General features: G+C 40.0%; 12 protein-coding genes. 3 read left to right on the forward strand and 9 right to left on the reverse strand.

The annotated features are described in order from the left end of the window. Positions 1–235: 235 nt before the first annotated feature. Complete coding sequence (locus tag P5G49_RS17335; protein WP_301245897.1) at positions 236–718, reverse strand: nucleoside deaminase; 483 nt, start codon at positions 716–718, stop codon at positions 236–238. A gap of 418 nt (positions 719–1,136) precedes the next feature. Between P5G49_RS17335 and P5G49_RS17340 the strand changes: the two genes are divergently transcribed. Together P5G49_RS17340 and P5G49_RS17345 are read left to right on the forward strand one after the other, a co-directional pair. Next, a complete protein-coding gene (locus P5G49_RS17340) occupies positions 1,137–2,651 on the forward strand; it encodes a YifB family Mg chelatase-like AAA ATPase (RefSeq protein WP_301245900.1) in 1,515 nt (504 codons plus the stop codon). Position 2,652: 1 nt separating this feature from the next. Further along, positions 2,653–3,240, forward strand: coding sequence for a transposase (locus P5G49_RS17345; protein WP_301245902.1), 588 nt, complete (start codon positions 2,653–2,655; stop codon positions 3,238–3,240). Between the two features lie 168 nt (positions 3,241–3,408). Here the strand turns inward: P5G49_RS17345 and P5G49_RS17350 are convergent, their stop codons facing one another. The 8 genes from P5G49_RS17350 to P5G49_RS17385 all read right to left on the reverse strand — a co-directional run bounded on the left by P5G49_RS17350 (position 3,409) and on the right by P5G49_RS17385 (position 10,755). Then, positions 3,409–4,203, reverse strand: coding sequence for a hypothetical protein (locus P5G49_RS17350; protein ID WP_301245904.1), 795 nt, complete (start codon positions 4,201–4,203; stop codon positions 3,409–3,411). Between the two features lie 36 nt (positions 4,204–4,239). Continuing rightward, positions 4,240–4,485: a hypothetical protein gene (locus P5G49_RS17355; protein WP_301245906.1), complete on the reverse strand. Its 246-nt coding sequence runs from the start codon at positions 4,483–4,485 to the stop codon at positions 4,240–4,242. Positions 4,486–4,571: 86 nt separating this feature from the next. Further along, positions 4,572–5,180, reverse strand: a complete 609-nt coding sequence (locus P5G49_RS17360; RefSeq protein WP_301245908.1) for a hypothetical protein — start codon at positions 5,178–5,180, stop codon at positions 4,572–4,574. A gap of 184 nt (positions 5,181–5,364) precedes the next feature. Then, positions 5,365–5,817 (reverse strand): hypothetical protein, encoded by a 453-nt coding sequence (locus P5G49_RS17365; RefSeq protein WP_301245910.1) that lies wholly within the window; start codon positions 5,815–5,817, stop codon positions 5,365–5,367. Between the two features lie 119 nt (positions 5,818–5,936). Next, entirely contained in the window at positions 5,937–6,845 is a 909-nt protein-coding gene (gene murQ / locus P5G49_RS17370; protein WP_301245912.1) for an N-acetylmuramic acid 6-phosphate etherase, read from the reverse strand. Next, a complete protein-coding gene (locus tag P5G49_RS17375) occupies positions 6,842–9,211 on the reverse strand; it encodes a hypothetical protein (protein WP_301245914.1) in 2,370 nt (789 codons plus the stop codon). The genes murQ and P5G49_RS17375 overlap by 4 nt, the downstream gene beginning before the upstream one ends. A 257-nt stretch (positions 9,212–9,468) precedes the next feature. Further along, positions 9,469–10,059 carry a hypothetical protein gene (locus P5G49_RS17380; RefSeq protein ID WP_301245916.1) on the reverse strand — a complete coding sequence of 197 codons (591 nt, stop codon included), beginning with the start codon at positions 10,057–10,059 and terminating at the stop codon, positions 9,469–9,471. A 432-nt stretch (positions 10,060–10,491) separates the two neighbouring features. Beyond that, positions 10,492–10,755 carry an excalibur calcium-binding domain-containing protein gene (locus tag P5G49_RS17385; protein WP_301245918.1) on the reverse strand — a complete coding sequence of 88 codons (264 nt, stop codon included), beginning with the start codon at positions 10,753–10,755 and terminating at the stop codon, positions 10,492–10,494. Between the two features lie 209 nt (positions 10,756–10,964). On the opposite strand from P5G49_RS17385, the gene P5G49_RS17390 reads away from it, so the two are divergent. Then, positions 10,965–11,606, forward strand: a complete 642-nt coding sequence (locus P5G49_RS17390) for a metal-dependent hydrolase (RefSeq protein WP_301245920.1) — start codon at positions 10,965–10,967, stop codon at positions 11,604–11,606. Positions 11,607–11,833: the final 227 nt, after the last annotated feature.

Raw genomic sequence — 11,833 nt, forward strand, 5'->3', positions numbered from 1 at the left:
TTTTTGTTTTTATTCAAGCAGATTATTTGAATAAAATGTATTATTTTCCTGTTATTTCTTGCTATGCAACGCTAGTGAAAGGTACCTGTGCACCAAACATTCATGACAATTCAACCAATTTGCATATAAATACATTGAGATGAAATAAATATTGATTAATCAACTTCCTGATGTAATATTTATACAATTGTAGTGTATTTACTGAGTAGTTCGTTGCACAGGCACCAAAAAAACATCAACTTCTATTTTTATAAAACTGACGATGGAGCTGGCGAACTTCCTCCGCCAATTCAGGAACCGGACCGTCCACAGGCGTGTCCCGAATAACATCCTCTATTGGAAGATTTCGGACGCGCGATGGAGCAACCCCCATTTCACTCAACCACTCTACCAACTGTTCGGATGAACTTACATAAACGATTCGACCCAAACCAACCCAACCGTGAGCCGCAGCGCACATCGGGCAATGTTCACCAGATGTATATACCGTCGCTTTGCCTCTTTCTTCGGGCGTCATGTTATTGGCCGCCCACCGCGCCAAAGCAAATTCAGGGTGTTGCGTATGATCACCGCCGGCAACACGGTTATGGTCTTCCGCAAGAACTTCCCCATTTTCCGAAACAAGGACCGAACCAAATGGCTCGTCACCACTCTCCAACGCCGTTTTTGCCAATTCAATACAACGTCGCAGGTGCTTCAAATCTGTATCACTTATCATGACTGATCCCCCTTATTTGTATTAGACACCATTGTAGCAGAAACGTATTTGTAAGGGCATTGTAAAGGTACCTGTGCACGAAACATTCACGACAATTCAACCAATTTGAATAAATATTCAATAAAACTCCGAATATATGGATTATAATCAAATTCAGTTTTGATATTTATGCAATTGTAGTGTATTAACTGAATAGTCCGCTGCACAGGCACCAAAAAAACTTGCACCAAACCCTCAAAATAATTTTTTGACCCCTTTTTCCCGTTTTAAAATTTGTAACACCCCCTTTTTCATAAATTTTCTCGATTTTTGGGGGTAAACGGAAGAATTCAGTCAGTTGTCAGTCTATTTGAAATACGATAGAGTTGAAAAAAAGAAGGGGTGAGGGGAAATCGCATCGATTATTATGAGTGTTGGTTTGCAAGGTATGAAAGGACATAAGGTTGCCGTAGAGGCGAATGTCCGGATGGAGAGGGAGCAGTTTGTTATTATCGGCCTGCCAGACGCCTCTATCAAGGAATCCAAAGAGCGCGTCCTTAGTTGTTTGCGTGCCATGAATATGGACATTGATATGAAGAAGATTACGGTTCATTTATCGCCCGCCGATATTCGGAAGAGCGGAACGGGGTTTGATTGTGCAATGTTGCTTGCTGTAATGCAAGAAATCTTAGAGGAACCATTACCCATTGACGAATCCACTTGTGTTATAGCAGCGCTATCACTTAACTGTGAGCTTATGCCATTCCACGGGATGATTCCAGCCATCCAACAAGCGATTACACTTGGTTTCAAACGAATTTTGATTCCACCTGTTGATGTATCTTTCATGAAACATGTAGGTAATGTGGAAATCGTCCCTATACGTGATATAGCTTCACTTGTTTCATATTTAAAAGGCCAGTCTGTACCGGGTTTCACTCGCAATCTACAAATCTTGACGGATGATCACAGCTCTACAAAGATCGATCAAACAGCTACTGACTTTTCTTCAATTCGAGGGCATCAAGAAGCAAAACGTGCGTTGGAAATCTCCGCTTCCGGAGGGCACCACCTTTTGCTAACTGGCCCACCCGGATGCGGAAAAAGTATGTTGGCCGACGCATTCCATACGATATTGCCCGATTTAACGCAGGAGGAGGTCGTTGAACTCTATGGCATTTACCATTTAGCTCGCGAAAACCGCGGGCTATCCATGCGCCCTCCCTATCGACATCCCCACCATTCCGCATCTTCCATTTCATTAATCGGCGGTGGGACATACCCAAAACCCGGTGAAATCTCCATGGCACATCGCGGCGTTTTGTTTTTAGATGAACTTGGCGAGTTTTCAAGAAAGACATTGGAAATGCTACGGCAACCTATGGAGACCGGCGAAGTGACAATAAGTCGGGTCAGGCAATCTGTCACCTACCCATCGAATTTCATAATGATTGCCGCCACCAACCCCTGTCCTTGCGGATATGCCGGCTCAAACGAACGCTACTGTACATGTACACAAAGACAGGTGACGACCTATCAGCTAAAGGCATCCGGCCCCCTTCTTGATCGGCTCGACCTTGTCCTTTCATTACGTAGCGTCGGGTTGCAGGAGAAAGGTGTTGCAGAATCCTCTTCTACTATTCGCGAACGGACAACCCGTGCCCGCGAAATCCAACGCAACCGTTACGGGAATGAATGGTTGAACAGCAATGTTCCTTTTCATGTATTAGATAAAACTGCTAATTTAACAAATGAACAGAAAAACCTCATCCAACAGATTTGCTTCGAGAATAAATGGAGCAACCGAACTCAAATTAAACTACTTCGAATTGCAAGGACCATCGCTGACTTGGAAGAATCACAACTAATATCTGAAAATGCATTGCAAGAGGCTATCAAATGGAAGTCAAACGCACCCCAGTTACACATCCCATCAGGAATAGGGGTGAAATAAAATGCCAAGACGCAAACGCAACTGGCGACCAAATATGTTTTATCATGTTGTTATGCGGGGGAATAATCGGCAAAACATCTATGAAACTCGTGAGGATCATATGCATTTGATGCGTGCCTTCGAATACACCTACACAAAATACCCATTTACCATTTTGGCATACTGCATTATGACCAACCACTATCATTTGTTGATTTCATCCCAGATCGAATTAAGCAAAATCATGGCTTATATTAATAGAAGATACAGCGATTATTATTCGAAGCGATACAATCATGTAGGTCGTCTCTATGAAAAAAGATACTACTCCGTATTAGCCGAAGGGCCAAATGCCATTTTGGCAATCAGCAACTATATCCATCGGAATCCAATTGAAACAACAGTTCCGCTGGTTGAGAAAATGGAGGATTACCCTTATAGTTCCTTTCAATATTACGCAAATGAAAAGAAACAGCCACCACGTTTTTTGGATACGGAGCTTGTACCATCCTTTTTGCCGCAGAAGTTCAATAAGTCGAAAAGTGCTTATTGTCATTACTGTTTAGTGTATAGACATGAGGTGGAGGGGGAAAGAGAAAGAGTTTTATAATTGTAAAGGTACCTGTGCAAGAAACATTCAAGATAATTCAATCAAATTGAATAAAAATACACGACTAAATAATGAACACCGATTATACAACTCCATTAGTGTATATTCATGCAATTGTAGTGTATTAACTGAATAGTTTCCTGCACAGGCACCAAAACAGTACCCGATCTACACCCCTTCCAAATAGTCCACAATTTCCTTTAAAGACTCTTTTGTGTTAAAAAACGATGGTAATTCATGTATAGCGATTGAAAATTCCTTGAAATTACTTTCGCTATCACCTACAGAACCCATTGTAAACTTCCTAAAACCATCTATTACAATTAACAAAAGCTCGTGGAACTGGTCTAACTTAACGGAGAAATCGTGTTGATTAACATCAACTTCAAGATAGATTGCATCCGCTTCGAAGCGGGTTGAAAGGGATTGCAATTGGTTTAAAATCTTCTTGCATAGTTCTTCAAAGTTCTTTGTGCTAACACCGGCACGAAAGCAGGTACTACGAAAAATTGCTAACAAAGAAAAGAACTGACTGGATTTCTCCAAAAGCCGATGAGGGATATTCCGTCCAGCAAAACTCTTTAACATGGTATTCAATTCACCATTTAAGTGGAATTCATACCGGCCTTCCAGGACACTTTCACCTAAAAAATATAGCTTGTTCAAATGTCGAATACGCTGCAGCGTTTCGTTTGAAATCGTCACGCTTTCGGCGATTTGTCGGAGCAGGATTGCAGACGCTTCACCGACTTCGATAATGTAGTCGCGCAAATCTTCAAGGTTTTCTTCAAGTGAGGTATTAATACCAGCCTCCTCTATTTTCGCAACTACATAATGAAATAGTTTCGAAATGGCTTTCTCTTGGCGATTGTCAATGAAATCCTTTTTTATCAAATCGACTAATAGTTCTTCAAAAACTGCGGTATTGCCATAATCATTAGCTACTGAATTTCTTAATGCCATTTAACCTACCCCCTTTTTCGTCCCGACGACTTTTATTTATGAAGATACTACCGCCAACATGATGTCTTCTTTTACAAATTCCGAATATGTGAAATTCCATTCATAATCGACTTCCGCCCTATAATCAAAAAAATCGGCAACCTCACTAATTGTCAGCAATGATGTACACGAACCGATGATTTCCAATACACGACCTTCTACACTATTTGTCAGTCTATCCTCATTGAATAATGGTGAAATCTTTCCTTGCTCATCGATAATGAATTCGAATACTTGCAACATGCATATGACGTCCTTTCCACAATATATTGATAACAAATAAAGGAAGGAAGACCATTCCGCGAACAATGTTGCGGAATGGTATTTGCTCATTCGTACAAGTCATGCTTCACAGCTAACAAAGCAAGTTGAGTCATATTTTCTGCCGTTAAGATACTTCGCACCTTCATTTGCCCATCGAAACCCTGACTCTTACTCGTGATTTCGATCTCCGCTGAGCCATCCAAAATACGATCCATTTGCTCAGATTTAGAAAGGGATAATCCGTCAAACCCGAATTCAATATTAAGTTCTAAATTGGTTGTTAGTGTTTCAACAATCGCCTTAAGTGCAGCTTCCGAATTATTAGGATCCCACAGGAAGTCCCGAACGCCTTTAACCTTCCCAATCTTCTTTTGTTTATAAAGATTCGAAAGGGTCCAGGCTATCCGATCTTCCCACTTACTCCCTTCCCCCCGGCTTTCCCACAGCTTTTGGTTTTCTTCGAGCCCCGCAAGAATACGCTCTAAACGAACACCCTCCCGAACTGCCTTAAGGTCTTGCGACAGAAAGCTCAGGACCATGAATTCAATTTGAGTACCAATAGTATTTTTTTTGTTATCTTCAGTGAAGTCCACCTCAATGATGTTTGTCATTTTATCCACCCCATTCATGTTTTTTGCTTGTTCTGTACCGTTCATCAAAATTGCATTTTTCATGTTGTATTCCTCCATCCTACGTGTTGTTTGTTCTGTTTGTTCTGTTTGACAGTTTTAATATAACACGACTATTTTATTTGCGCAAGTGAATCTAAATAAATATTTAAAAATACTTACAAAGAACAAAAAAACCACTCTTCACAGGAAGAATGGTTTTTCTTGTTTTTCAATTTTAAATACACGTTTATGACCACTTCTTAATCTCATCTTTGATTGTCTCAATCGTTGCACGTACCTTTGAAATGGATTCAAAGTCTTCATTGGTAAGGTGCAAAGGGTTCTTCTTTCCAACTTCCGTTTCAATTTGTGCAATTGTTCGGTTAAGAATGGCATATATAATTTCATTCAAGGATTCGGCTGATTCCATTCCTTTAACGTTATCTGAATGTGCGGCTCCCATTTCATCCGACGGAGAACGATAAGCATACCAACCTCGTTCTACATTTTCATATCCAGGCTCTTTTAACAAATCTCGCAAAGACCCGGAATAGTTCCCGTCTGTGAAGTCAGTCCTACCAGTTTTCTTTTCAACATAATCAATAATCTCTTTACGACTATGCTTTTCCCCATCCGACAATAACTCTTTGGCAAAATGTTTAATGACTGTCGCATTGGTTTCATAAGGATCAGTCCACATAATTTACACTCCGTTCACTTCCGTTGTTCTATTCATTCTACTTGTTCTAATCGAATTTGTAAAGGCACCCTCCAAGCAATGTAAAGGCACCTCCCAAGAGAGTAGGTACCCTCCAAACATCATTCACCATACCCAAGCGAATTCAGTGCATCTCGAACTTTGCCTTGGTGTGCGGAAAGTTTTTCATTTATTTTCTCGACTGACTCGCCGACAAGGAGGTATACAATGGCTGTCTTGACTTGTTTATTTGAAATTCTAAAGGCTTCCGTTGCCTCTTCATATGTAGCTCCGGTTGCTTCCATAATGATCCGCATAGCCCGATCTTGTAGCTTTTCGTTACTTGCAACTAAGTCCACCATTAAATTTTTATATACTTTTCCCGCTTTTATCATCGTTGCGGTTGAGAATATATTCAATGCCATCTTTTGGGCGGTGCCTGCTTTTAAGCGAGTTGAACCTGCAATCACTTCAGGTCCCGTGTCAATCTCAACCGCGACATCGACAAAGGAAGATATTTCCGCATTTTTATTGCAACAGATTAATCCCGTAAATGCTTGTTGAGATGCAGCATATTGGAGTGCACCCTTTACAAATGGCGTCCTTCCGCTTGCAGTTAATCCGATTACAAGGTCATTCGAAGTGATCGAATAGGCTTTAAGTGTTGCTATCCCTTCAGACTCGCTGTCCTCAACGGTTGGTTTGGAAGTCCGAAGTGCCTCGTCCCCACCAGCAATGATTCCGATGAATTGATTAGGCATCAGATTGAAGGTTGGTGGAATTTCCGAAGCATCCAATACACCTAAACGGCCACTTGAACCGGTTCCTATGTAGAAAATCCGTCCGCTTCTCTGAATGATAGGATAGGCAGCATCGATCAACTTAGAGATTTGCAGGAGCTCTGACCTTATTGCACTTGCGACTGTTTCATCTTCTGTATTCATTAAACTTGCGATTTCAAGAGAAGAGCACATGTCAATGCTAAGGGTATTAGGATTGATTTTTTCAGTACCCAGTTTCCCTAAATTCATTTCTTCCCCTCCCACATACCTGTTGTGTTACGCTTCTTCCTAAAATAATTTGTTGTCGTTACACCAACTAATAAAGTGAATATGGTTCCTATAACTGCCGGCAGGTTTATAGAGTATTGTTTATAAAATTCGATGATATCCACATAAATCTTAGGGTAGTTAAACAGGTAGATAACGGCAAACAGTAAAGTTATTAAGGAAGTAACGCCTAAAATGATAACAATCTTCCAGAAATTCAGTTGGAAATCATTTTTACGTATTTGTTCGTCGTATTCAAGGTTCATATTCGTTAACCTGTTGTTCATATTCAAAAGACTTTCCTTCTCTTCCTCAAGACCCTTTTGCTTTTCAACTTCCGCCTGAACCCGTTCCTCTAATTGTTTATTTTTCTTAGTTAAAGCGGACATATCGTTTTTATAATCATCTATGACTTTAAAGGCCGTTTTATTATCCAAAATTTGATTACTTGTTCGCGAGTAGCTGATGAGCGATTGAACCATTTCTGTAACAGGAATATCCATTAGATCCTCTAAATTTAATATCGCACTGATGCATTTCAAAGTAGTATTGGCTTTATTATCCCAATGGAAATAGTTCTCCAATACGCCATTATTTCGATTTGAAAGCTTTTGAATGTAAATGATCGTCGGAAAAACCAAGTTTTCTATCGTCTTTTCAATATCCTTGGTATCTTCTTCATGTTCTTTTAAAACCACTAATGCTTCAAGGAGTAAATTCAATATGGTTGCAGAGACAGAAATATCAATCCATAGATTCTCAGAATTCTTCTTTGCTTCCAAGGTAATAACAAATTGCTTAATTAGTTGGATATCCCTTAATAGAATCGCAGCTTTAATGTAATGAATGATCTCGATTTCATTACAGTTAGTTAAATCTTTACCTCTAATCAGCCTTTTTAATTGTTTTGTTGCAAGCTCAGTCTCTATACCTTGTTCCAAAAAAGTATTATAGGCTACAATACATTCCGATTCTGCCTCTTCGCCACTCAACAGCGCCTTTTTCATCCAGTCAACCGTAGATTGAAGTCTCTCCTGATCGTCTCCGTAGTTAGCCCGCAGCCATAATAAGGCGGACGTTGGTACGAGTAACCCGTTAAAGGAGTCTCTTTCCTTTTCCTTGTCTAAGATGGGTTTGACGAAATCAGATGTAAACTTCGTATAGCTGACATTTCTTTTTTCTAAAGCTTTGTGGGTCTTTAATGTGTCGACAGTGCTCCAAAAGCTGTCATCAATATAATTTCCTTCTTTGAGAATGCCATGAATCTTAAATTCCGTATCCTGCAGAATTCTCAGTGCAGATTTCTCTCGGCCGGCAACAAAAAATTGTTTTAAATTAAGATCATTTGACTCGATGCCAATATACTTAATGTTTCCAGAAACTATGTATTCTTGAAGAAAATGTTCAATTTCTTTTAGCTTTTCCTGTTTTTCATTCTCAACGTCTAAGTGCGTTGGCCCCAAGACAACGATTGAATGGGTCCCCTTCATGATTTGTTTTTTGAACTCTTCAATCTGATTGATAGTTGATAAATCATACTCCTGGTAACGGTAATTTAGGGAACTTAAAGTTTCTAAAAAGAATTCAAACGCCATGCTTTTATAGGTTGAATCCCTCAAAATGGCAGTATTACATTTACCATCACTAACAAATTTGATGATATTCTCAAGCAGAACGGTTTCTTGCTGCCAATCAAGATTAAGGGATGAAATGACCACACGATACTTGGAAGTTTCCCTTGTAGCCATCAACAGCGCTCTTCTTGTTTGCGCTTCGTTTTCATCATGCAATAACGTTTCCCACTCAACAGAACAATGGGAGTCATCGAGATAATGCCAATACAACCCCTTTTTCCTCATACAATATTGCTTCAGTTCCTCCAGAGAAACATTATTAGGATAATGAAAAACTGGATGGGCTTCTGACAATATAGAATTTCGAAGATCACCTTTAATAGGATCCTCTTTTCGACGGACGGCCTTTGGTGCTTCGATTGGTAAGAAATTATAGGCAGTAAAAGGGTCGAAAACCCCTTTGGGAATAGAATTCAATTGGTGTAGAATCAAGCAGCCCTTGCCTTTCGATAGAAACTCCTCAAACGACCGCTTAAAAGGCTCAGACTCCACTTCCCCCCTAATAATATTTTCACTCAATGAATTAGAAGTGAAAATAACCATCGTTATATCCATGTCAGTCAGATCGAACTTCAACCTTGGAATATTATGAGCGGTATATAAAATGATATCTTCAGATTCAATAGAATCAAAGCCCTCCAACAACGGGCGAATATCCGATTTAGTCGAGTATGACATATAAACCTGGTTTTGAATAAGTGCAACTTTCCCCATACGCTCACCTTTTCTCAAAGCTATCTATTTATATATTACCATAATTCAATCTAAACTTCGTGAAGGGAATTGTGAAGGTGCCTGTGCAGAATTGTAATTGTATAGGTACCTGTGCAAGAAACATTCTTGACAATTCAACCAATTCGAATAAAAATACATATATTTGAAATAAAACTGAAATTACAACATTTCAGGTTTATATATATGCAATTGTAGTGTATTAACTGAATAGTTTTGCGCACAGGTACCTCAAAGAGTCACTTCCCCTTCAATTCCTCAATCCGTTCACCGGATAGCGAGAACGGGGTTGCAATGAAGATTGCAAATCCTCCAACCATGTATAAAAAGATGGCGATTCCAATGTTCGGATGCATGGACTGAAACCGGAGAACTGCCATGATCGCAATCCCTATAAGAATAATTACTGCAAGAGCTGTCGGCCACATGACAAGTTGCTTTTCCCTTCTTGGATTCACAAAGATCGCGCCTATTCTTTCTTTCCAAACATGTCCCAATAGGAATAAAAGTAAAGTAGTGACTAACAGTGGCCAGAAAGCAACCGTCCCATAGCTCATTTTCACAAAAGGCATGGTCGTAAAAATAGAAAACCCTATCAGCATCCAGTACGCTTGGATTGAATAGTAACGCTTAGTATCGTGTTTGTAGCGATGCCACATTGTCAGAACTCGGAAAACTATCAAAGCCTCCACACATAGATTAATGGTAAGCCAAAAGAAGAAATGTTCCTCCGGCATGCTTGCACAGAGTATTAAAAAGAGGTGAAGAGGAATCGTAAAGCCAAGTCGCTTTTCCGCAATCGGTTCGGTTTCGTTGTTTTTTGACATCATTTCATCTCCTCCTTCATTCGTTTTCTCATCTTCAACTCTCTCCTCTCCACGTTTGTAATGCTTCTACTATCTACGCAGAGCTAACTAAAGAGTTTCAGAATTCTTTATGTATCTGCGTAAAACGCACCTTTCGACACTGCCTGCATCGGGACTTTAGATGTGATGAAGGTACCAATTGTGAAGGTGCCTGTGCAAGAAACATTCACGACTATTCAACCAATTTAAATAAAAACACATATATTTGAAATAAACCTGAAGATATCAAAATCGCATATTTATATTTATACAATTGTAGTGTATTAACTGAATTGTTTTGTGCACAGGTACCTAAATAAAAGGGAAGCCCACCAAGTAATGATTTGATGAGCTTCCCTTTTTCAGTTATCAAATTGAAGTAAATAAACTTAATAGCATGCTTAACAGGCAGTTGTTTTACCGTTCACATGCAATTCCATCCTTGTCGCGGTCCATTTTCGTGTGCAATTTATAAATTTCAGCGGATACGAAAGGCTTGTACTTTGTTTTCCCACCAACGTTACGGACTTTCGCATCCTTTGCAACTCCGCCTGGATATGTCTTATTCAACTCTGTACAGTTCTTGAATTTTGCAGGGGCAGCGTTAGCCGAGTTAATTGGCATGGCGAATAGAAGAAAGGCAAGGGACGTAGCAATTAATCCGGAAAAAATCTTTCTCATTTTCATCTCTCCATTTACTATGATTTGTAAATAATTGTAGCATAAAATCCTTATTACACTATTCTACTTTTCCAGAAATCACTACTATCTTCCAACACTTTCTACCCATATGCCTATCAATGAACAACCAAGTGCTAACATCCACCCATTGCCATGCCCCTTCCCAATAAGAGATAATGAGAAGATTACACAACAAGAGAGGTTTACAGATGAAAGGAAGTTCACACGCAACAATCGGCGCAGCAGCCGGAGCAATTGCAGGATATCAGGTGCAGCCTGATCTATACACAGTCGTAATCGCCTCTTTAATCGGCGGTGCGTCGGCTTTAGTCCCGGACCTGGATACGAACGGGTTGGCAAGCAATCGAATCACACTTTCGAAGAAGTTCACTCAATGGCTGATGCAGTTCGTCGGAATTGGCATTTTAGTCGCAATCTCATATCAGTTTTTCACTACCGGCTTCTCCCTTTCCATTATTCTGTACGCGGGAATCGGCTTGCTCTTTTTCATCGTCTCGCGTTTCATCACTCAACGAAGAATGCTGACACTAACCGGCGTCATGGTGATGTGGCTCGGCATTGTAATGCACCAGTCAATCGGCATCCTGTTAGCCGGGAGCTACATCGTCATCGCATCGTTCCTGCCACACCGCTCCTACACCCATTCACTTTTAGGGCTCGCTTTTTATGCGTTCATTTTGCATCATTTACAACAGGAGTGGGCGTTTGAAGCTTTGTTCGTTGCAGGAATCATCGGGTACGTTAGTCACCTTATTGCAGACATGAAGTTCCTGCCAATGAACCGCCGGGGCGTGAAATGGTTCGCCCCGTTTTGGAATAAAGAATTGTAAAGGTACCTGTGCACGAAACATTCATGACTATTCAACCAATTTGAATAAAAATACTATGTTTTAAATTTAACATTACACCTACAACCCAACCGATGCATATTCATGCAATTGTATTGTATTAACTGAATAGTTTCGTGCACAGGTACCCAGCACTAGCGTTGCATAGATTCAATAACTTTACTCATTTTGTATTTTATTCCAATTAGTTAATTTGAATAAATTAAAAA

Source organism: Sporosarcina highlanderae (assembly GCF_030433715.1).
Lineage (GTDB): Bacteria > Bacillota > Bacilli > Bacillales_A > Planococcaceae > Sporosarcina > Sporosarcina highlanderae.

Bases quoted from the DNA above. Each gene is read 5' to 3' on its own strand.
- P5G49_RS17335 (WP_301245897.1), bottom strand. From the start codon at position 718: ATGATAAGTGATACAGATTTGAAGCACCTGCGACGTTGTATTGAATTG.
- P5G49_RS17345 (WP_301245902.1), top strand. From the start codon at position 2,653: ATGCCAAGACGCAAACGCAACTGGCGACCAAATATGTTTTATCATGTT.
- P5G49_RS17350 (WP_301245904.1), bottom strand. From the start codon at position 4,203: ATGGCATTAAGAAATTCAGTAGCTAATGATTATGGCAATACCGCAGTT.
- P5G49_RS17355 (WP_301245906.1), bottom strand. From the start codon at position 4,485: ATGTTGCAAGTATTCGAATTCATTATCGATGAGCAAGGAAAGATTTCA.
- P5G49_RS17360 (WP_301245908.1), bottom strand. From the start codon at position 5,180: ATGAAAAATGCAATTTTGATGAACGGTACAGAACAAGCAAAAAACATG.
- P5G49_RS17365 (WP_301245910.1), bottom strand. From the start codon at position 5,817: ATGTGGACTGATCCTTATGAAACCAATGCGACAGTCATTAAACATTTT.
- murQ (WP_301245912.1), bottom strand. From the start codon at position 6,845: ATGAATTTAGGGAAACTGGGTACTGAAAAAATCAATCCTAATACCCTT.
- P5G49_RS17375 (WP_301245914.1), bottom strand. From the start codon at position 9,211: ATGGGGAAAGTTGCACTTATTCAAAACCAGGTTTATATGTCATACTCG.
- P5G49_RS17380 (WP_301245916.1), bottom strand. From the start codon at position 10,059: ATGATGTCAAAAAACAACGAAACCGAACCGATTGCGGAAAAGCGACTT.
- P5G49_RS17385 (WP_301245918.1), bottom strand. From the start codon at position 10,755: ATGAGAAAGATTTTTTCCGGATTAATTGCTACGTCCCTTGCCTTTCTT.
- P5G49_RS17390 (WP_301245920.1), top strand. From the start codon at position 10,965: ATGAAAGGAAGTTCACACGCAACAATCGGCGCAGCAGCCGGAGCAATT.